This is a genomic window from Pengzhenrongella sp., assembly GCF_036565025.1.
GTDB lineage: Bacteria > Actinomycetota > Actinomycetes > Actinomycetales > Cellulomonadaceae > Pengzhenrongella.
Genome location: NZ_DATCNW010000067.1, coordinates 1 through 20,286 on the forward strand (window position 1 = coordinate 1; position 20,286 = coordinate 20,286).

Below are 20,286 nucleotides of genomic sequence, written 5' to 3' on the forward strand. Positions count from 1 at the left end.
GTCGTCGATGACGACGAGCTGTCCCGGGCGCCCGCCGATGCGCTGGCACAGTGCGCGCGCGGCGACCATCGCCCGGGCCCGGATCAGCACAGCGCGGCCAGCGGACAGGGCCAGGGCGGCCCCGGCGATCAGGGCGACCGCGGCGCCGACGGCGGGAACCGGCGTGGCAGCGGCGAGGGTGCTCCCGGACCAGTGCCCGAGCGTGGCGACTAGGGGGAGCTGACCGATCAGGGTGAAGGCAAGGACCGCCAGGACGAAACTGGTCGCGGCCGCGGCCAGCACCGCGCTGCCGGTGAGCAGTCTGGTTCCCGTCGCGGGTGGCAACCGGCGGGACAGGGCAGGCGCGCAGGTGCCGAGCATGGCCGCGGCCAGCAGCGGCAGGTAGACCGCGAAGCGCATCTTAGGTTTCCTGCGCTCGGGCGAGGAGCTGCGCGAGAACGGGAACGTCCGCGGGGTCGAGCTCGTCGAAGAACCTGGCGAGCACGACAGCGCGGTCCTGGCCGTCGTCCAGGACTCGACGCATCCGACGTGCCGCCACGGTGGCGTCGTCGGCCAGGACGTACGCGTAGGCCCGCCCGGCGCGCGCACGGCTGACCGCGCCCTTGCCGTGAAGTCGGGTCAGGGTCGTCATGACGGTTGTGTACGCGAGTCCGGCGCCCAGCTCTGCCAGCACGTGCGCGGGCGTGAGCGGACCTGAGGCCGCCGCCAACGCGGCCAGGACCTCGTTCTCCAGCTGACCACGATCGCGTCGAGCATCCGCTCTGCCTGCCATCCACCCCACCTCTCCGTCACTACACGAGGATTCACAGTATGGCCGGACGTAGGCTCCGCGCTGGTGCCACCAATGGCGCACCCCGGTATCTACTACCAATCCTGTAGTAGTGTCCCATTCGCTCGGTGCCCACTGGGTGGCAACCATCGGCACGCGGTTCAGGTGCCAGAAGGGGACACAGCATGCTCGCTCCTGAATTCGCGGTAGCCCACGGCGACGTCCCGCCTCCGGGGTTCGCGTTGATCAACGACTTCGCCCGGCGCACCGACTGGCTACATGCCCCGATGCTGGCGTTCGCGAGTTACGGGGCTGCCCTGTTCGCCGTGCTGATTCTGGCCGGGTGGTGGGTCGCCCGGCGCGGCGGGCCACGGCAGGTAGCGGCCGCAATCTGGGCCGGTGCAGGCACCCTGCTGGCGCTGGGAATCAACCAGCCGCTCGTCAACGCCATCCACGAGGCTCGGCCGTACACCACCCAGCACAACATCCTGGTGCTCGCCCATCGCAGCGCCGACTTCAGTTCGCCCTCCGACCACGCGGTCATGGCCGGCGCCGCTGCGGCAGGGCTTTGGATCGTCTCGCGCCGACTGGGGATCGTCACCGCAATCCTCGCGGTCGTGATGGCCTTCTCCCGGGTCTACATCGCCGCGCACTACCCGCACGACGTGCTCGCGGGACTCGCGCTCGGCACGGCAGTGTCGCTGCTCGGGTGGCACCTCACCCGAGGGGTGTTGGAGCGTCTGACGACGAGGTTGGAGACGACCGCCCTGCGGGCGCTGGTGACGGCGAAACCCCGCACCGAACTCAGCCCGACGCAGGCAGGCGGTCCCGGGTCCCGCCAATGAGGTCGTTCGTGGAGCAACTGCTCGCCTTCTCCGGGCGAGCCAGCCTCACGGTCATGATCCTCAGCGCCGCGGCCGGCGCGGTCCACTGAATCCTGTCGCTTTCTCGACGGAGATCTGGTGTTCAGATCTGGTCGAACAACCCAAGAGCGACTCAACCGCGAGCTACGCCCACGGACAGACGTATCAGGCGAGTGACTTCGTCCGGACGCCTCGGGCCCAGTTGGGACTGGCCTCATTGAGTCGGTGCGAGCGAATCCCGGACTTGCGATCGATGCCTCAAGCAGCCAGGGCGAGGGCCGACCGGCCGGTCGAGACTGACATGGGACGCAGAATCCCTCTCGCCGTCAGCTGATCTCCGTCCCCACCGACCTGTTGTCCGTCCGACTCGAATTCGCCGCACCACGCTCCTCGACCACCGTTCACGCCGAATGGCGGCCGAGGAGCGTAGATCACGCACCTAGGGCGTGACCTCTGCGTGCGCCGCGGCGCGCTTGGCAGCCTTGATGCTCGCGGCCTCGGCCTTTTCCGCGTCCTTGCGTGCGGCGATCGCCCGGGCCCGCTTCTCGCCGGGCAGCCAGCCCGTGTCGACCACTCGCACCTGGAAGATCCACGCCGAGACCACCAGCACGACGCCGATCAGGATGGCCAGAACCACCCCGACCAGGGTGTTACCGGATTGCAGGCTCACCCCGAGCAGCGTGCCGAACCATCCGTAGTCAGCGTCGCCGAACGTGCTGTTCGCGACGCCGAGGTTGCCGAGCACGGTGAGCAGGATCGCTGGCAGGAACGTGATCAGCAGCCCGTTGACGAAGCCGCCCAGGACCGCGCCCTTACGGCCGCCGGTCGCGTTGCCGAACACTCCGGCTCCGCCGCCGGTGAAGAAGTGCGGCACCATCCCGGGCAGGATGAGCGCGAGTCCCAGTGCCGGGCTGAGCCAGACGGCCAGGACGCCGAGGGCGACGAGACCGCCCACGAACGAGGACAGGAAGCCGATGAGGACGGCGTTGGAGGCGAACGGGAAGACGAGGGGCACGTCGAGGGCCGGCTTTGCCCCCGGGACCACGCGTTGGGCGATGCCCTGGAAGGCGGGAATGAGCTCGCCCAGGATGGTGCGGACACCGTAGAGGATGATGGCGACGCCGACTCCGAACTGCAGCGCCTGCGCGAACGCGGCCATGATGAAGGCTCCGGCGTCCGTGGACTTGAAGATGGCCAGCGCCTCGTCCTGCGGGAGCGCGATGAGGCCCCAGACGGCGAAAACCAGGTAGATCAGCACCATCGACAGCGCCGTGGCGACCATCGAGTCGCGCAGGAACTTCAGCCCTTGCGGGAACTCGACGTCCTCGGTGGACTTGCTCTCCCTGCCGACGACCTGCCCGATGGCGCCAGCGGCGATGTAGCCGAGGGTGCCGAAGTGGCCGATCGCGATCGCGTCGCCGCCGGTGACCCGCTTCATCCACGGGTGGGCGAAGGTGGGCATTACGACCATGATGATCCCGAGGAGCAGACCGCCGATGAGCACGACTGCGAGGTCGAGGCCCTTGCCGAGGCCGACCGACAGCACGACGGCCAGCAGCACCGACATGAAGACCATGTGGTGACCGGTCAGGAACACGTACTTGAGCGGCGTGAATCGTGCCAGCGCGAGCATCACGATGAACCCGACGATCAGCACGTAGGCGGAGACCGCTCCATACTTCTCGGTCGCGACCGCCGTGATCACCTCGTTGGTGGGGATCACGCCCTGGGCGCCGGTCACCTTGAGGATGAGCTCACCGAGCAAGGTCAGTGACAGCACGACGACGCCCGCGCCGGCGCCGAGGATGAGGAAGCCCATCGCAGCCTTGAGGCCTCCGCCGATGACCTGCCCGGCGGGCTTGCGCAGGGCGATCAGTCCGACGGCGGTGATGATGCCCACCAGGTACGCCGGCACATTGAGGATCTGGTGTCCGATAAAGCTGAGAATAACGACGAGCCACTCCATGGGAATCTCCTTGTCCGAAGTGTGTGTGCGTTATGGGTTGATCGCCGTGCTCAGCTTGCTTTCGATCTCCTCCAGGTCGAAGAAGTTGTCGATCACGATGATCGTCGCCTCCACCTCGCCGATTTCCTCGGCGAGGTCCTGGGAGGTCAGCATGATGTCGGCCGTACGTCCGAAGCCCTTGGCGACACCGATGTCCGCCGCTTCGACGTCGCCCTCGATGTCCAAGGAGTCAAGAACCTTTTCGATGTTCATCTTGAGCAGGATCGATGTCCCGATTCCCATACCACAGACCGCAACAATCTTCACGACAGTTCCTCTTCTCTTGGATTGACAATGCAAATCGACGTCGCGGACTACCTGAGCAGATCCCGGACCTCATCGGATGACGTTGCGGCTCGAAGCCTGGCCATCGCGGGCCTGTCCATGAGCACTGCCGCCAGGGCCGCCATGATGGCGAGGTGGCCGTCGTGATCGCTCGCGGCCAGCCCGATGACCAACGAGACGGGATCGTTCTTGGGATTCCCGAACGCGACCGGCTCGGCCAGCTGAACCCAGGAGATTCCGGTCGTCAGGACCGCGGGTGACGGTCGAGAATGCGCCAGGGCGATCCCCGGCGCGATCACGATGTACGGGCCGAGCCTGGTGACGGCGTCGATCATCTCCAGGGTGTAGTCGTCGGTGGTGATTCCGCTGCGAACCAGCGCGTCTCCGGCGAGGGTGATTGCCTCCTGCCAATTTTCCGCTTCCGCGCCGACGACTATTCCCGTGTCACCGAGCTGTTCCGCAAGGCTTGTCGTGGCCATTTTTTGTTCCCCTCGTACGGTTTTTGATGAATCGTGAGGCAACGGGACGAGTTGTCTCAGTTCCACTGGATCGTCCGGTCGGCGCGGTGGCGCGTCGAGTGGACGAAGCGGGCATTGCGTTCGTCGGGTCCGTTCGCCCAGTCCGTGGCCGCCTCTCGATCCATCCCGGCGGCCACGTGTCGATCGATCAGGCGCGCAAGGCGTGTCTCCTGCGGGGTTTCGACGAACCACGTCTCGTCGAGCAGGCCACGCAGGGCGGCCCAGGGGCCGTCGTCGGCGAGCAGGTAGTTCCCCTCGGTGAGCACCACTCGTGCGCTCTGGGGGACGGCGATCGACGCGGCGATGGGTTCTTCGAGTCCCCGGCGGTACGCAGGGGCGTAGACGACCTGTTCGTCGCGTGAGCGCAGACGCTTGAGGAGGGAAAGAAGCCCGCCGACGTCAAACGTGTCGATCGCGCCCTTGCGGTCCTTGAGCGGGGTGCCGTCGAGGATCGTGTTCGCCAGGTGGAACCCGTCCATCGGGACGACGACGGCGTCGGCCCCGAGGCACTCGGCGACCAGGTGCGCAACGGTGGACTTTCCGGTGCCGGGGGCCCCGACGATGCCGATGATCTGCCGGTCGTCGGCCTCGCTCGCGTGCTGTCTCAGGTGCGCGACCACCTCAGCGATGGCCTTGTTGGTGGTGCAGATCATGGCTGGTCCTTGGGTGCGCTGGTCGGGTTGGGGTGCGGTGGCCGGGCTTCTCGCCCAGGCCACCGCACCCGTGTCTCCTCAGGGGGAGTTGGTGGCCGAGAGTTCAGAAGGGGAACTGGTCGACGTTGTCCTTGTTGACGACCGTGGCCGGGCCGAGGATGAGGGTTCCGTCGTCCCCGACGGTGAAGTCGCCGAGGTCTCCGGCGGTGACCTTGTCGCCCTTCGCGCCGGTGGCGGTGCACGAGACGAGCGACTTCGCGGCGGTGTAGGTGAGCGTGCCGAGGTCGGAGACGTTCCACCAGATGTCCTCGGCGTTGCCGCTGGACAGGTACTGCTTGATGCCGCTGGAGGGGGTGAGGCCGGTGAGCTTGACCTTCCCGAGGGCGCCGACCTCCTCGAGGGCGGCCGCGGCGGGGGCGTAGCTGAGCCCGGCGGGGATGATGATGCCTGTCAGGTCGGGGTAGGTCTGGACCAGCTGCTTGGCCACCGACGCGGACGTGGTCTTGTCCTCGTTTCCGTAGACCACGGTCGCCAGCTTCAGGTCCTTGTACGCGGGGTCGGTCTTGAGGGTCTCCTTGATCGTGTCGATCCAGGCGTTCTGGTTCGTCGCGGTCTGGGTGGAGGACTCGATCGCGAAGGTGCCCTTGTTGCCCATGAGGTTGGCCATGCTCTTGAGCAGCGCGTCCCCGATCGAGGCGTTGTCGACCTGGTTGACGAACATCGCGCGGGAGGACTGATCGACGTCGGAGTCGAAGGAGATGACCTTGATGCCGGCCGCCTTGGCCTGCGCGAGCGCTGCCTTGGTGCTGTTCACGTCGCTGCCGGAGATCGCGATCACGTCGACCTGCTTGGAGATCAGGTCCTGCACGAACGGGATCTGGGTGGCGCCGCCCGAGTCGGCGGGCTGCTCGTAGATGACCTTGCCGCCGTCGGCCTTCGCCGCCTTCTCGACGGCGTCCCGCACGGTGGTCATGTACGGGTCGGTTCCGGTCTTGGGGACGAGGCCGATCGTGAACGCTCCGTCGTTGCACTTGCCGCTGGTGCCGCTGGCCTCGGCGCCGGACCCCGATTGTGCGGCGCACGCAGTGAGGGTCAGGGAGAGGACGGCGCCGGCCGTGAGGGCGGCGACCAGGGTCTTCTTGGGCATGGGTTCGTTTCTTCCTGTGAGTTTGCTGCTGGTTGGTGTGGACAGATCGCGAGTCAGGTGGTGGCGGGTGCGGCCGTGAGCACCGCGCGGGCGCGGCGGTCGTGCATCGAGGCCGTGAGGCGTCGGGCGATGTTCGCGGTGAGTAGGGAGACGATCAGCAGGACGCCGACGGCGGTTGCCTGGCCGTCCCCGGAGGCGCCGTTCAGGAGCAGGATCGATCGCACTTCGATGACCAGCGCGATGGCCCAGAGGACCCCGGCCAGGCGTCCGCTGCCGCCGAGAAAGCTGAATCCGCCGAGGAACACCACGGTGATGCAGTCCAGTTCGGCACCGAAGAGGCTGGCGGGTGAGGCGGAGCTGGATCGTCCGGTGGCGATGATGCCCGCGACGGCAGCGAGCACCCCGCAGACGACGAACAGGGCGAACGTGAGCCGAGCGTTGTTCACCCCGGAGTAGCGGGCGGTCTCGGGATTGCCGCCCATGGCGTGCAGGCGCCGGCCCACCACGGTCTTGTGCAGGATGACGGAGAAGATGGGCGCCGCGATGAGGAGGGGGATGATCGCGAGCGGGATGCTGGTGCCGGGGATGGCGCCGTTGCCGAAGTTGATGATCGCCGCCGGGGCCAGGATCGGCTTGCCGCCGACCAGGACGTAGCACAGTCCGCGGAACAGCGAGAGGGTGCCGAGGGTGACGAGCAGCGACGGCATCCCGAGCACGGTCACGAAGAAGCCGTTGATCGCACCGCAGACGATCCCCACGGCCACGGCCAGGGCGATACCGACCGCGATCGGCTGCCCGGCCTCGATGGCGAGCGACATGACGATCCCGCTCAGCGCCGCCGTGCTCGCAATCGAGATGTCGATGTGGCGCACCAGAACGAGCAGCGCGAGGGGGAGCGCCATCAGCGCCTTCTCGGACATGTTCGCGACCGAGCTCTGGAAGTTGTAGGGCGAGCTGAACCCGGGCGTCGTGACGAGCCCGAGGATGAGGAGGGCGATGGTCAGGACGGCGAGCGCGCCCTCCCAGGACACGACTCTGGTGCGAATGGCGGCGATCATGCGATCGCTCCCTTCCTGGCGCTGGTGCGCCGGCTGATCAGGGTGTCGATGGCGACCGTGATGAGGATGGCCGCCCCGTAGACGGCCTGAAGGTTCTGCGACGGAACCTGCGCGAGGGCGAGAGCGTTCTGGATCACGTACAGCGCCAAGGTGCCCAGCGCGACGCCGATCACGGTTCCGTGGCCACCGCGCAGGGAGACCCCACCGACGACCGCCGAGGCGATGACGGTGAGCTCCAGGCCCAGCCCGATCCCGACGTCGACCTGCCCGAGCCGCGAGGCGACGAGCGCTCCGTACAGACCGGCGAAGAGCCCCGAGGCGACGAACGCGAGCAGGATGCGGCGCTGCGAGCGGATGCCGATCAGGTCCGCGCCGGCCGGGTTGGAACCGGTAGCGAAGATCTCCCGACCGGCGGGAGTCCGCGACAGGAACGCGCCGAGCAGCACGAAGATCGCGAGGGCGATCCAGATGATCGTGGAGACCCCGAACGTCGTGTGCGTGGCCCACGCCACCCATCCGGGCGGCACATCGGTCACCGAGATCTGCACACCGGCGGCGAGGACGCTGTCGATGCCCCGGTAGATCGCCAGGGTCCCGAGGGTGACGACGATGGAGGGAACCCGCCCGTAGGCGACGATCAGGCCGTTGATCAGCCCGCAGAGCAACCCGATGCCGAGGGCGACCACGATCCCGACCAGGATCGGGACATCGGGGTGGTCCTTCATGAACGCCGTGGCGATGAAAGCGGTCAGGCCGATCATCGAACCGACCGAGAGGTCGATGTTGCGCGTGAGCATCACGAGCATCTGTCCCAGCACGACGATCCCGAGCATCGCGGACGTCGTCACGAGGTCCAGGACGTTCGACGGGCTGTAGAACTGCGGGTTGACGATCCCGAGCGGGATGACGATCACGAGGAGCGCTGCGAGGAGCGCGGTCTCGCGGCGCCCCTTGAGTATCGTGAGCACCGCCCGAGCCCTGCTGCCGGCAGAGAGCGGGGCGGGCGCCTCGCGCTCGGCCGGGGTCGCAGGCTCGTGGATCCCGGTGCGCGGGTGGTCGGGCGCCACCGACTCCTCGAGGGCGTCCTCGCTGGGCGAGACGCCGGTCGCTGCCAGCGCGATCGAGTACTGCGAGGCATCGTCCCGACCGAAGGACGAGACCAGCTCGCCGTGCCGCATCACGTGGATGGTGTCGCACATCCCGAGGAGCTCGGGCATGTCGGAGGAGATCAGCAGTATGGCGAGGCCCTGCGCGGAGAGCTCGGAGATGATGCGGTGGACCTCGGACTTCGCGTGGATGTCGATGCCCTGGGTGGGCTCGTCGAGGATCAGGACCCGAGGGTTCGTGGCGAGCCATTTCGCGAGGACGACCTTCTGCTGGTTCCCCCCGGACAGGCTCCCGACGGGCTGGTCGTAGCTCGTGAACTTGAGCTTCATCCGCTGCAGCGGCTCGTCCACGAGCGCCAGCTCCTGGCTGCGGCGCACGATGCCGAGCCGGGTCGCCTTGGCGATCACGGGCAGGGTGGCGTTGTCGAGGATGCTGAAGTCCTCCACGATGCTCTGGCCGCGACGGTCCTCGCTCACGTAGGCGATGCCGGCCGCCAGCGCGTGGGCCGGAGACCGCGGGGCGAGCACGTCGCCGTCGAGCCGGATGGTCCCGGCAGCCGCCTTCTCGATACCGAACAGAACGCGCGCGATCTCGGTGCGCCCGCTGCCGACCAGGCCGGCCAGGCCAACGATCTCGCCCCGCCGAAGCGTGAGGTTGACTCCTTCGAAGTTCGTGCCGTCGCTCAGTCCCCGGACCTCGAGGACCGGTGCGCCGATGGTCGCGGTCTTAGGCGGATAGATGGCCGAGAGCTCGCGCCCGATCATCAGGCGCACGGCCTGGTCCTGGGTGGTCTCCCGGGTCGATCGCACCTCGATCAGCCCGCCGTCGCGAAGGACGGCGATCCGGTCGGAGATCGCGAAGATCTCCTCAAGCCGATGCCCGACGAACATCAGCGCGACGCCCTGGTCGCGCAGCTGCCGGATCACCCCGAACAGCTGCTCGACCTCGCCGGTGGTCAGCGCGGCCGTCGGCTCGTCGAGGATGATCACCTTGGCCTTGGACGCCAGCGCGCGACCGATCTCCACGAGCTGTTGCTCGGAGGTCCGCAGCGAGGAGACGAGCTGGGTCACCGGGACATGCAGGCCGAGCGTGCCCAGGATCCGGGTCGCCTCCCGGCGCATCGCCCGGTGGTCGAGTAGCCCGGCCGTCGTCGTCAGGGGCTTACCCGCGAAGACGTTCTCGGCCAGGCTCAGCTCGGGGAACAAGCCGGGGTGCTGGTGGACGACCGAGATCCCGGCGCGCTTGGCGTCGAGGGCCGAGGTGAAGGCGACCGGTGCGCCAGCGACCGAGAGGTGGCCGCCGTCGGGCCGATACAGGCCCCCGAGAGCCTTGACCAGCGTGGACTTCCCGGCGCCGTTCTCTCCGACCAGGGCGATGACCGAGCCGGGGTAGAGGCCGAACGACACGTCGTCGACGGCGACGGTGGAGCCGAAGACCTTGGTGAGATTCACGTACTCGGCGACGGGCGGGAGGCCACCGGCGAGCTCCGCTGCGGGCGGTAAGGGTTCGGAACGGGACTGCGCTGTCACTTCGCTGCTCCTTTGCTGCTCGGTCGACGGCGACCGGATGAGGAGAAGTATGCACACACGCACACGATTGCGCAATCGTGTGCGTACACGATTGCGCGCTTTGCTCGGATCGTGGTTCGATGGCTTCCTCGACCGTGCGGTGGGACGATCGCGGCACCGACGCCGCGCGCCGGCGAGAAGCGCGAGCCGAGGAGAGCATGCCGATGGTGACGATGAGTGATGTCGCCCGCGTCGCGAAGGTGTCGGCCAGCACCGTCTCGCATGTCATCAACAAGACCCGAGCCGTGATGCCCGAGACCGAGAAGGCCGTTCGGGACGCGATCGAGGCCACCGGCTACTCCAGCGACGGCATCGCCCGCTCGCTTCGTACCGGAACGACCCAGACCATCGGCCTGGCGATGTCGGCGATCTCCAACCCCTATTTCGGCGACGTCGTGCACGCGATCGAACGCAAGATCACCGAGGCTGGCTACTCGCTCCTCCTCGCCGACACGCACGACGACCCGGCCCGCGAACGCCAGGCGGTGAAGGACCTGCTGTCCCGCCGCGTCGACGCGATGATCGTTGCCCCGTCAGCGGAGCCGAACCTGATGCTCGACGAACTCGTCCGGCGCGGGATCCCGACCGTGCTCATCGACCGCGTTCCGGACGAGACGAGACCCGGGATCGACGCCATCGGGGTCATCAACGACGAACCGAACGCGCTGCTCGTCGACCACCTCGCGACCCACGGCCACCGCAGGATCGCCACGATCACGAGCCGGCCCGGACTCGCGACGACCGAGGAGCGTCTCGCGGGCTACTGGGCGGGTCTCGAGCGCAACGGACTGCCTCCTGATCCCGAGCTGGCGCAAGTCGGCCTGGACAGCACCGGCGATCACACCGCCGACGCCGTCGACAGGTTGCTCTCCCTGCCGGCACCCCCGAGCGCCATCGTCTTGGGCAACAACCAGGTCACCATCAGCACGATGGCCGCGCTGCGCAACCGGCACCTGGAAGTACCACGGGACATCGTGCTGGTCGCGTTCGACGACTTCTCCTGGGCGGACTTCTTCCACCCGAGACTCACCGCCATCCGGCAGCCGGTCGACGAGCTGGGCGACCGCGCGGTCACGATGCTGCTCAGCCGCATCCAGGACAGAGACCAGCCATCCCGACATCTGCGGCTCGAGCCGACGTTCGTCCATCGCGAGTCGTGCGGCTGCGACGTCCACGACACAACGGCGTAAAGGATAGTGCACCGAGGGCCGGGGCATGCCGCCTGCCTCGTCACTGGCCAATGGGTCGTGCGAGCGACGAGTGAGCGAGGCCTTCGAATAGGCGAGGTCAGGCCAAAGCACGGACTACCTCACCAGTCGCTGGCATCGACCAACGTGTGATCGCGAGGCTCGCGGCGCCTTCGATGCCTCGACTACCTGGTCAGACCTCGTCGCCTCGCGCCCGCTCCTGGGGGTGAGAATCGCGTCTCTCAGCATGTTCTCAGCGCCCGGGGTGCATGGTGTGGGGAAGATTGGTGAGTCGGCCGCGCCTGCCCTCGCGTCCCCGACGCCGGGCCCGGGTGCGCGTCACATCGGCCTGCCGGGCCCCGTTGAGGAGGAATTTCGTGGATGACCGTCGCTCGTTGCGTGGCTGGGGCATGACCAACCCGAGCGTGGCCACGCTGCACCCCGCCGGCGACGACGGCGACCTCGCCCGGGTGGTCCAAGCCGCCGGGGGGCGAGGCGTGCTGGCTCGCGGGCTCGGTCGCAGCTACGGGGATGCCGCGCAGAACGGGGGCGGGGTCGTGGTGGACATGACGGCCCGTCACCGGGTGCTCTCGGTGGACACCGAGACGGCACTGGTCGAGGTCGAGGCCGGCGCGAGCCTCGACGAGCTCATGCGGCTGCTGCTCCCCATGGGCCTGTTCGTGCCCGTGACCCCGGGAACGCGCCAGGTGACGGTCGGCGGGGCGATCGCGGCCGACATCCACGGGAAGAACCATCACGTGGACGGCAGCTTCGGGAGCCACGTCGTCTCGCTGGACCTGCTGCTCGCAGACGGCTCGGTCCGCCGCCTCACCCCGGAGTCGGAGCTGTTCTGGGCGACCGTCGGTGGGATGGGCCTGACCGGCCTGGTGCTGCGCGCGACGCTCCGGATGAAGCGGGTCGAGTCGGCCTACGCCCTGGTGGACACCGAGCGGTGCGCGAACCTCGACGACCTCATGGGCCGCATGACCGAGGGCGACGACCGGTACACCTACTCGGTGGCCTGGATCGACTGCCTGGCCGGCGGTTCCGCCCTGGGTCGCTCGGTCCTCACCCGGGGTTCGTCCGCCCCGCGCGGGAGCCTGCCGCGACGGCTGCGGGATCACGCCCTGGACTTCAGGCCCCGTCAGCTGGCCGTCGCGCCCGCGATCTTTCCCAGCGGACTGCTCAACCGGTCGACCGTGGCTGCGTTCAACGAGGTCTGGTTCCGCAAGGCCCCCGCCGAACGCCGCGGGGAGGTCCAGAGCATCGCGGCCTTTTTCCACCCGCTGGACGGGGTGGGGCGCTGGAACCGGATCTACGGTCGGCGGGGCTTCCTGCAGTACCAGTTCGTCGTGCCGTTCGGCGCCGAGGACACCCTGCGGCGCTGCGTCCGGATGCTCGGCGAGGCAGGGCAGGCCTCGTTCCTCGCCGTGCTGAAGCGATTCGGGCAGCCCAGCGGCGGTCACCTCTCCTTCCCGACGCCCGGCTGGACCCTCGCCCTGGACGTGCCGATCGGCGCGGCCGTGCTCGGGGGCCTGCTCGACCGCCTGGACGAGGAGGTGCTGGCCGCCGGGGGGCGCGAGTACCTCGCGAAGGACTCGCGGCTGCCGGCCTCCGCGATCGCGCACATGTACCCCCGCCTGGATCAGTGGCGCGAGATCAAACGGGCGGCGGACCCCCACGGAGTTTTCACCTCGGATCTGGCCAGGAGGCTCGGACTGTGAAGGACGCGATCGGTAATGTGCAACGGATCCTCATCCTCGGAGGGACCTCGGAGATTGCCCTCGCGACCGTCCGGAGGATGACCCGGGAGCGCCGCGGGGTGCGGGTCACCCTCGCCGCGCGCAAGAGCGATCGCCGGGCCGACGCGGCCGCGGACCTGCGGGCCGCCGGCCTCGACGTCGACGAGCTGGACTTCGAGGCCACCGAGCGGGACTCCTATGAGGGCGCGATCGCCTCCGCGTTCGAGCAGGGCGGCGACGTCGACGTCGTCATGGTCGCCTTCGGCCTGCTCGGCGACCAGGAGCGCGCCTGGCGCGACCTCGACGCCGCGCTGGATCTCGTGCAGGTCAACTACACCGCGGCGGTTGGCTGCGGCGTCCTGGTCGCCGAGCGGATGCGCGCCCAGGGGCACGGCACCATCATCGCGATGTCCTCGGTGGCGGGCGAGCGGCCCCGCAGGTCCAACTTCGCGTACGGCTCCACCAAGGCCGGCATGGATGCCTTCTACACCGGACTGGGCGACGCGGTCGCCGACGACGGCGTGCATGTGCTCGTCGTGCGCCCCGGTTTCGTCCGCTCCAGGATGACCGCCGGGCTGAGCGCCGCCCCGTTGTCCCAGACCCCCGACCAGGTCGCCGAGATCATCGTGGCGGGCCTGCGGGCCGGCCGGCTCACGGTCTGGGCGCCCTCCGCGATGCGGTGGGTCATGACCGCGCTGCGCCACGTTCCCCGGCCCATCTTCCGGCGCCTGCCGGTATGAGGAGAACGTTCGTGCCCCCTTCCCAGTCGAACTCTCCGGTCACCGACGAGCTCGCGGACGCGACCCCCGCGGTCGGCCCACCGGCACCGGTGGCTCGCAGCCGGCGCTCGCGCAGGCTGCGCCGGGCGACGATCGCCGCCGGCGTCGTGGCCCTGCTGCTCGTCGTGCCCGGGATCTCCTACGCCAAGGCCCTCGCCTACCCGGGCAGCGCCAGCGTGCAGATGCGCTCGGTGGAGTGGGTCCGCGACCACGGCGGGAGCCCGCTGATCGACCGCGTCGAGAACTGGTACTACACAACGAATTCGCCGCAGGGATCGGTCCCGGACCCCGCCGCGCTGCCGGCTGCGAAGCCTGCCGGGCGGGCCTCGGCCCGCACCGCGGCGATGGCTCCGCCCACCCGGCTCCCGGTGCTGACGGGCCATCCCAGGAAGGGAGTGGCCGGTGAGGGCGTGTGGGTGCCGGGCAGGCTCGACGCGAAGGGCACACCCGCCCTGTACACGTCGTTCGTCCGACCCGACCGCGCGCACCCGAGCGTCGTGGCGGGGGTGTCGTGGATCCGGGCGGCCGACACGCGCACCCATTTCATGGCTGGGACCAGGGAGCCGAGCGGCGGGGGATGGCCCGGCGACGCCCGGGTGACGCCGAGCGAAGTCCCCACCCTTGCGGCCACCTTCAACTCCGGGTGGAAGCTCAGCGGGGCCCGGGGCGGCCTGTACCTGGCGGGACGGACCGCGAAGCCGCTGCGTGACGGGCAGGCTTCCCTCGTGATCAACGACTCGGGTGTCGCGACGGTCGGGCAGTGGGGCCGGGATGTCCGGATGACTTCCCACGTGGCCGCCGTCCGCCAGAACCTCGCCCTGATCGTGGACCATGGCCGCCCGGCCCCCGGTCTGACCGCGAACCAGAAGCAGCGCTGGGGGAACACCAAGAACCAGTTCCAGTACACCTGGCGCTCCGCCGTGGGGGTCGACGCCGGCGGGAACCTCGTCTACGTCGGCGGGGTCAACCTGACCCTCAAGGCGATCACGACCGCGATGGTCGACGCGGGGGTCGTGCGCGGGATGGAGTTGGACATCCACTCGGCCATGGTCTCGTTCTCGTCCTGGACGCCGCACGGCGCGACGGTCACGCCGACCAAGCTCCTGCCGAACATGCAACGGGCTGCGGATCGCTACCTCGCCCCCGACCAGCGGGACTTCTTCTACGTCACGGTGCGGTGAACCATGTCGCTCCTGAACAAACGACACGCCGCCGGGCGCGAACCCGCCCCGGGCTCCGGCGCCGGGCCCGCCGCTCCCGGTCTGCCCTCGGTCGGCCGACGGTCCTCGCGGTGGGGCGCCGTCGCGCCGTTCCTGGTCACGGCCCGCCCCCGGCAGTGGTTGAAGAACGTGCTCGTCCTGGCGGCCCCGGCCGCCGCGGGAACGCTGCTGCACGCCGCGTCGGCCCTCGCCTCGCTGCTCGCCTTCGCGTCCTTCACACTGGCGGCGATCGCGACCTACTTCATCAATGACGCGCTCGACGTCGACGCCGACCGCCGGCACCCGGTCAAGTCCCGCCGGCCGGTCCCCGCGGGGCTCATCACGCCGCGCACCGCAAAGCTCACCGGCGCGCTGTGCGCGGTGGCCAGCCTCGGGACGGGACTGATCCTGGGGTGGGCCTTCACCGCGCTCGTCGCCACCTACCTCGCGCTGACGGCCCTGTACAGCTGGCGCCTCAAGCACCGGCCGATCCTGGACATCCTTGCCGTCTCGGCCGGCTTCCTGCTGCGCGCGGCAGCGGGCGGGGCCGCCACCGGGGTGCGGCTCTCTAACTGGTTCCTCCTCGTGGCCCTGTTCGGCTCGCTGTTCCTCGTCACCGCGAAGCGCGCAGCCGAGCAGGCCCGCAACGAGGCGGGCGGCCATTCCCGGGCGACCCTGGACGCCTATCCGGCCGCCTGGCTGCAGCAGGTCCTCACGATGTCCCTCACCGGCACGTTCCTCAGCTACGCCCTGTGGGCCTTTCAGGTCACCGGGCGCGACATGGTCAAGCCGGTCATCGCCGCGTCCGTGCTGCCCTTCCTCGCCCTGCTGATGCGCTACTCGATGCTCGTCGCCACGGGGCACGGCGAGGAGCCCGAACGGCTCGTCACGTCCGACCGCTTCCTCCTGGTCGCGGCGGGCACCTGGGTGGTTCTCGTCGGGGCCGGTATCTACCTGGGCTGAGCCGCGTCCGCGGGTCGCCCGGTCATCGGTACCCGCGCCAGGGCCCGGACCCGGTACGCCTGCGAACCTCCTGCCGAACATGCAGAACCCCGCGGACCGCTACCTCCGGGCGGACCAGCTCTTCTACGGGACCCTGCGCTGAGCTCAGCGGGGGCGCTTCTTGGCCACCAGCCGGGCCTGCTCGGCGAACTGGTCATCGATCGGTGTGGAGTGGAAGGAACCGTGGCGGTAAAGGGCGGCCGCCTCGAGGAGGGCGTCCGCGAACCGCGGGTTCTTGGGGAGCAAAGACCCGTGGAGATAGGTGCCGTAAACGGATCGATAGACCGCGCCCTCGGTCCGGTCTTGACCATTGTTCCCGGACCCCTTGATCACCCGTCCGAGGGCGGTCTGGCCGGCACCGAGAATGGTCAGGCCGCTGTGGTTCTCGTACCCGATCAGCTCGCCAAAAGGCGTGTCGGTGACGACATTTCCGATGAGTCGCTCCGGCCCGCCGTGGGTCTCGGCGTCGAAGAGCCCGATGCCCTCGAGGCGATCACCCTCCGACGTCTCGAAAAAGTGTCCGAAGAGCTGGTAGAGCCCGCACACCATGAGCATGGGCGCATTGACCTCGGCCAGCGAACGAAGGTCGTCGCGGATGGCCATGAGATCGGCGTGCACCTTGTGCTGCCCGGAATCCTGACCACCGCCACCGATCACGATGTCGGCCCCGGTCGGGAATGGCCGACCGGGATGGTGCGCCACGACCTCGGGTGCGTAGCCAAACCATTCGGCGCGCCGCCGGATCGCGAGGACGTTCCCCCAATCCCCGTACATGTTCATCTGCTCCGGGTAGAGGTGCACGATCTTCAGCGGCGGTCTTGTGGGCCCAGCGCTCACTCGATGCTCGCCAATCCGAATCGTGACTGCAGGATTCCCCGCAGCGTCATCATCGCGGTGTACGTGCAGAAGATGCGCCGCGGGCCCGATTCCCGCAGGAGGCCCTCGAGCGCCTTGGGCAGCGACGGCTCGACGCGGGCGACCTCGATGTTGTCGTACTGCAGGCGCACCGCCATGTCGTACGCCCGCACACCGCTGACGACCGAGACGTCCCAGAGACTTTCGAAGTCCACGTCCCACAGCCAGGAGACGTCGCGGCCGTCGACGTAACTGTCGTTGATGGCGATCATCGTGACAGCGTCGTCCCCGGCGTAGGAGTTGAGGGCGAGCCGGAAGCCGGCCGGATTCTTCACCAGGACGATCTCGAGCGGATAGCCGTTGACGTCGATCGACTCGCCCCGACCGAATGCCGGGCCGACCGTGCTGAGCGTCCTCATCAGGAGGGCCTCGTCCGCCCGGGGCCCGAGAACCATCCGCACGAGACTCAGCGCCGCCGTGGCATTGAGCACGTTGTGGATCCCGTCGATCCGGAGCGTCACCGGCTCCTGCGCCTCGTCGCCGTAGGCGAAGGTGGCGGTCTTCTCCTCGAGGCCGGCCAGGATGACATCGGTGCCATGAACGCCCGGGACGGACCCGGGCGCCACGTCGCTGGTGCCGTACAGATCGTGGTCGCTGAGGAAGGATTTCTTCATGGATTTGCGGAAGCCGAAATACCGCAGATTCACGGCCGGGGACAGCTTGTCGGCAATGGAGCGCACCAGCGCGTCGTCCCGGTTGAGCACGACGCCGTCGCTCGTGGCGAGGGCAACTCTCTCCAGGAGCTCGGCAGTGTGATCGATCTCGCCATAGCGGTCGAGTTGATCGCGCATCACGTTCAGAAGCAAGGAATAGCGTGGCGCGATATGCTCAATAAAATGCATCGCATGCGCCTCGTCGAGCTCCAGGACGGCGATGTCGGCGTCGAGCCTCCCGTGTTGATCGAGATCGCCGAGCAGACCCGCGATGATTCCGCGGGTAAAGTTGCTGCCCGTCTTGTTGGTCACGACCCGCAGACCGGACGCGCGAAGGAGCTCGACCACGATCTTGGTTGTCGTCGTCTTTCCGTTGGTCCCGGTGATCACGATCACGCCCTCGGGAAGATCGCCGAGGACCCTCGCCAGAAAGAGCGGGTCGAGCCGCTCCACGACCAATCCGGGCAGCGCGGTTCCGCCGCCGCGCATGCGAGCGGCCACCTTGACGACGCGACCTATTCCTAACACCTGCTTATGCGAAAGCATCGGCCACCTTTCGGTTGCCCCCATAGTGCCTCACGAACGCTGAGAGCCGGCTGAGAGAGTCTCACCACCCGATCGCGGCCCACTCAGCGACCTCAAGAGCGAGCACGGCGGCGAGGTGCGCATCCTCGACGGCCGGGGCCTTTTCCGCCGGCCTACGCCCTGACCGGCCGGGCCAGGGCGTCGGACTTCGGCATCAGCATGAACGCCCCGACGTACAGCAGCCCCGCGACGATGAGCAGCGCCTGATAACCGACGATGAGCGAGGTGTACTCGAGGCAGCCACCGATCATCGCGCCCAACAGGTTGGCCCCGAACGACGACGTCGCGTCGGGTGTCGTGGTGAAGCGCCGCGCGAAGACGAGGTTCGCGAAGAAGATCGGCAGGAACGCCAGGATCACGGCGATCAGCCCACGGGGCAGGACCGGGAGCCCGAGCAGGAGCCCGGGTTGCACGACCGCGCTGAGGACAAGCGATCCGGCCAGCATCGCGTAGACCAGGCGCAACGGTGGCGGCCGCTGCCAACGCCGGGTCACTTCGACGGCCAGCAGGACCACCAGGAGGACCCCGGTGAAGACGACGGCGTTGACGACCCAGGTGGTCCCGAAGAGCAGGGCGAACTCCGTGATGCTCCTGGTCTCCAGCAGCATGAAAGCCGCGCCGAGCAGGAAGAGGTCACGGTAGGGGCGCATCCGCCGCAGCGGGCCGCCGGCGACTCGGACCGTGAGCAGGCTGAGGAGCAGGATGCCCCCGAGGGTCAGCAGGTAGAAGCCGGGGATCGAGTGCGCCAACAGGTAGACGAACGGGTGGTCGTCCGTGGAGGGCGCGGGGCCTGCCGGGATGACCTGCGTGGTGCATCGCTGGTCCGCGGAGGTCAGTCCGGCGGTGATGACCGCCTGCGCCTTTCCGGTCATGTCGACGCACGGCTGGTGGCCGAAGGCCTCCGAGACCGTGTTGGCGAGCCGGCCGATGAGCCAGCCCTCGCGGTAGAAGTTGTACATGGAGAACGCGCCGCCGGGCGCGAGGTGCGAGCGCACCGACTGCATCGCCTCGACCGTGAAGAGGTAGCTCTCCAGGCGGAGCGAGCTCGCACCCGCGACCAGGGTGAGCGAGTCGGGCAGGGCGAAGATGATGGTGTCGAACCGGGCGTTGCTGCGCTCCAGGAAGGCGCGGCCGTCATCGATGTGGACGAACACCCGCGGATCGGCGTAGGGCCGGTCGGGGTGGCGCTGCGCGCCGATCTGGGCCAGGCGGGGGTCGATCTCGACCGCGTCCACGCGGGTCGCGCCCCGCGAGAGCGCCAGGGCGACGTCGGTGCCGGTACCGGCCCCGACGATCAGCACCCGGCCGGGTGACTTCCGGCCCATCCGCTCGTACGGCAGGCCGTACTGCGGCTCTAGCTTGGCCTTCGTCTCGGCGTCCATCGCGGCCTGGTGGGGCACGCCGTTGACCGACACGGTCAGGACTGGCTTGGATTTGACCGACGTCTGCGCCGTGGAGATCTTGTAGTACGGCGACCAACTGACGCCGGTGCCCATCGACTCGATGGCGAGCATGGTGACGATCACGACGATCGGCAACCCGACCACCAGGGCGCGCCGGAGCGTGCCCAGCAGGGCGATGATCAGCAACGACACGATGATTCCCCACGCCACCGACGGCGCGCGCAGGAACGAGAGCAGCGTGAAGGAGCCGATACCCAGGAGGCTCCCGAGCAGGTCCAGGCGGTAGGACTCGAGCCTGGGGAGCTCCATGAAGCACCGGCCGACAAGCTCGCCGGGGCCCGCCATGATCGCCGCTACCCCGATGAACACCAGGGGCAGGGCCACCCACGCCGGGGGGCCCGAGGTCTGCAGCGAGGTGAAGAAGATGACGTCCGACCCGGTGCGATCCACGGTGATCGGGAAGAGCAGGACCGCGGTGACCAGCGAGGCGAGGGCGGCAGGGAAGTACAGGGGCGCGCGCTTCGTCTGGGCGGTGCGCAGGAATCCGACCCCGATCCCGAGGAACGAGCCCAGCAGGACGAAGTTCGAGAAGTAACCGAGGTGGACGATGTTCGACGCCGTCCACCTGATCAGAGCCAGTTCGAGGAAGAGCATCAGCGCGCTGGAGAGCAGAAGTCTGATCCGGACGTTCAGCGGGTTCATCGGTGAAGTACGCCTCTCGAGCCGGGCCGCACGGGCAGGAGCAGCCTAGAACGAACCGGAACCCTCGGGGTTGCGTGGCCGCAAGTCCCGGAGATCACCCGTCTGCCGCAAACATCAAGACCCGATCGTGTACATCCCAGGTGTCC

The 20,286-nt window shown here is 68.6% G+C and carries 18 protein-coding genes; 6 read left to right on the forward strand and 12 right to left on the reverse strand.

Translation table 11 applies throughout. From position 1 onward, the window contains the following. On the reverse strand, positions 1-399 hold a 399-nt coding region (locus tag VIM26_RS03520), incomplete at its 3' end, for a hypothetical protein (protein WP_331948950.1). Position 400: 1 nt separating this feature from the next. Further along, entirely contained in the window at positions 401-772 is a 372-nt protein-coding gene (locus VIM26_RS03525; RefSeq protein ID WP_331948951.1) for a BlaI/MecI/CopY family transcriptional regulator, read from the reverse strand. A gap of 182 nt (positions 773-954) precedes the next feature. On the opposite strand from VIM26_RS03525, the gene VIM26_RS03530 reads away from it, so the two are divergent. Then, positions 955-1,614, forward strand: a complete 660-nt coding sequence (locus VIM26_RS03530) for a phosphatase PAP2 family protein (RefSeq protein ID WP_331948952.1) — start codon at positions 955-957, stop codon at positions 1,612-1,614. Between the two features lie 457 nt (positions 1,615-2,071). Here VIM26_RS03530 and VIM26_RS03535 read toward each other — a convergent pair whose 3' ends face one another. The 7 genes from VIM26_RS03535 to VIM26_RS03565 form a co-directional block, all read right to left on the reverse strand. After that, positions 2,072-3,598 carry a PTS ascorbate transporter subunit IIC gene (locus tag VIM26_RS03535; RefSeq protein WP_331948953.1) on the reverse strand — a complete coding sequence of 509 codons (1,527 nt, stop codon included), beginning with the start codon at positions 3,596-3,598 and terminating at the stop codon, positions 2,072-2,074. Between the two features lie 30 nt (positions 3,599-3,628). Continuing rightward, positions 3,629-3,904, reverse strand: a complete 276-nt coding sequence (locus VIM26_RS03540; protein ID WP_331948954.1) for a PTS sugar transporter subunit IIB — start codon at positions 3,902-3,904, stop codon at positions 3,629-3,631. Positions 3,905-3,951: 47 nt separating this feature from the next. Further along, positions 3,952-4,401 carry a PTS sugar transporter subunit IIA gene (locus tag VIM26_RS03545; RefSeq protein WP_331948955.1) on the reverse strand — a complete coding sequence of 150 codons (450 nt, stop codon included), beginning with the start codon at positions 4,399-4,401 and terminating at the stop codon, positions 3,952-3,954. 56 nt (positions 4,402-4,457) lie between these two features. After that, a complete protein-coding gene (locus VIM26_RS03550) occupies positions 4,458-5,093 on the reverse strand; it encodes a nucleoside/nucleotide kinase family protein (protein WP_331948956.1) in 636 nt (211 codons plus the stop codon). A gap of 103 nt (positions 5,094-5,196) precedes the next feature. Further along, the gene (locus tag VIM26_RS03555; RefSeq protein ID WP_331948957.1) at positions 5,197-6,240 is read right to left on the reverse strand and encodes a substrate-binding domain-containing protein; all 1,044 of its coding nucleotides are present in this window, start codon (positions 6,238-6,240) and stop codon (positions 5,197-5,199) included. Positions 6,241-6,293: 53 nt separating this feature from the next. Then, positions 6,294-7,298: an ABC transporter permease gene (locus VIM26_RS03560; RefSeq protein ID WP_331948958.1), complete on the reverse strand. Its 1,005-nt coding sequence runs from the start codon at positions 7,296-7,298 to the stop codon at positions 6,294-6,296. Next, positions 7,295-9,934, reverse strand: a complete 2,640-nt coding sequence (locus tag VIM26_RS03565; protein WP_331948959.1) for an ATP-binding cassette domain-containing protein — start codon at positions 9,932-9,934, stop codon at positions 7,295-7,297. Before VIM26_RS03565 ends, VIM26_RS03560 begins: the two co-directional genes overlap by 4 nt. Before the next feature lie 119 nt (positions 9,935-10,053). Here VIM26_RS03565 and VIM26_RS03570 point away from each other — a divergent pair, with 119 nt between their 5' ends. The 5 genes from VIM26_RS03570 to VIM26_RS03590 all read left to right on the forward strand — a co-directional run bounded on the left by VIM26_RS03570 (position 10,054) and on the right by VIM26_RS03590 (position 15,843). After that, entirely contained in the window at positions 10,054-11,163 is a 1,110-nt protein-coding gene (locus VIM26_RS03570) for a LacI family DNA-binding transcriptional regulator (RefSeq protein WP_331948960.1), read from the forward strand. A 374-nt stretch (positions 11,164-11,537) separates the two neighbouring features. Beyond that, positions 11,538-12,884, forward strand: a complete 1,347-nt coding sequence (locus tag VIM26_RS03575) for an FAD-binding oxidoreductase (RefSeq protein WP_331948961.1) — start codon at positions 11,538-11,540, stop codon at positions 12,882-12,884. Further along, positions 12,881-13,642, forward strand: a complete 762-nt coding sequence (locus VIM26_RS03580; RefSeq protein ID WP_331948962.1) for a decaprenylphospho-beta-D-erythro-pentofuranosid-2-ulose 2-reductase — start codon at positions 12,881-12,883, stop codon at positions 13,640-13,642. The genes VIM26_RS03575 and VIM26_RS03580 overlap by 4 nt, the downstream gene beginning before the upstream one ends. Before the next feature lie 11 nt (positions 13,643-13,653). Further along, positions 13,654-14,862 (forward strand): hypothetical protein, encoded by a 1,209-nt coding sequence (locus VIM26_RS03585; protein WP_331948963.1) that lies wholly within the window; start codon positions 13,654-13,656, stop codon positions 14,860-14,862. A 3-nt stretch (positions 14,863-14,865) separates the two neighbouring features. Next, positions 14,866-15,843 (forward strand): decaprenyl-phosphate phosphoribosyltransferase, encoded by a 978-nt coding sequence (locus VIM26_RS03590; RefSeq protein ID WP_331948964.1) that lies wholly within the window; start codon positions 14,866-14,868, stop codon positions 15,841-15,843. 144 nt (positions 15,844-15,987) lie between these two features. Here the strand turns inward: VIM26_RS03590 and VIM26_RS03595 are convergent, their stop codons facing one another. From VIM26_RS03595 to VIM26_RS03605, 3 genes are all read right to left on the reverse strand, one after another. After that, the gene (locus VIM26_RS03595) at positions 15,988-16,719 is read right to left on the reverse strand and encodes a glutamine amidotransferase (protein ID WP_331948965.1); all 732 of its coding nucleotides are present in this window, start codon (positions 16,717-16,719) and stop codon (positions 15,988-15,990) included. Continuing rightward, a complete protein-coding gene (locus tag VIM26_RS03600) occupies positions 16,716-17,939 on the reverse strand; it encodes a MurT ligase domain-containing protein (RefSeq protein ID WP_331948966.1) in 1,224 nt (407 codons plus the stop codon). Before VIM26_RS03600 ends, VIM26_RS03595 begins: the two co-directional genes overlap by 4 nt. Positions 17,940-18,148: 209 nt before the next feature. Next, a complete protein-coding gene (locus tag VIM26_RS03605) occupies positions 18,149-20,140 on the reverse strand; it encodes a hypothetical protein (protein WP_331948968.1) in 1,992 nt (663 codons plus the stop codon). Between the last annotated feature and the right edge of the window lie 146 nt (positions 20,141-20,286).

Excerpts from the sequence above, each read along its gene's own strand:
- VIM26_RS03535 (WP_331948953.1), bottom strand. The coding sequence starts at position 3,598 with ATGGAGTGGCTCGTCGTTATTCTCAGCTTTATCGGACACCAGATCCTC.
- VIM26_RS03560 (WP_331948958.1), bottom strand. The coding sequence starts at position 7,298 with ATGATCGCCGCCATTCGCACCAGAGTCGTGTCCTGGGAGGGCGCGCTC.
- VIM26_RS03570 (WP_331948960.1), top strand. The coding sequence starts at position 10,054 with ATGGCTTCCTCGACCGTGCGGTGGGACGATCGCGGCACCGACGCCGCG.
- VIM26_RS03550 (WP_331948956.1), bottom strand. The coding sequence starts at position 5,093 with ATGATCTGCACCACCAACAAGGCCATCGCTGAGGTGGTCGCGCACCTG.
- VIM26_RS03605 (WP_331948968.1), bottom strand. The coding sequence starts at position 20,140 with ATGAACCCGCTGAACGTCCGGATCAGACTTCTGCTCTCCAGCGCGCTG.
- VIM26_RS03600 (WP_331948966.1), bottom strand. The coding sequence starts at position 17,939 with ATGCGCGGCGGCGGAACCGCGCTGCCCGGATTGGTCGTGGAGCGGCTC.
- VIM26_RS03530 (WP_331948952.1), top strand. The coding sequence starts at position 955 with ATGCTCGCTCCTGAATTCGCGGTAGCCCACGGCGACGTCCCGCCTCCG.
- VIM26_RS03590 (WP_331948964.1), top strand. The coding sequence starts at position 14,866 with ATGTCGCTCCTGAACAAACGACACGCCGCCGGGCGCGAACCCGCCCCG.
- VIM26_RS03555 (WP_331948957.1), bottom strand. The coding sequence starts at position 6,240 with ATGCCCAAGAAGACCCTGGTCGCCGCCCTCACGGCCGGCGCCGTCCTC.
- VIM26_RS03525 (WP_331948951.1), bottom strand. The coding sequence starts at position 772 with ATGGCAGGCAGAGCGGATGCTCGACGCGATCGTGGTCAGCTGGAGAAC.
- VIM26_RS03545 (WP_331948955.1), bottom strand. The coding sequence starts at position 4,401 with ATGGCCACGACAAGCCTTGCGGAACAGCTCGGTGACACGGGAATAGTC.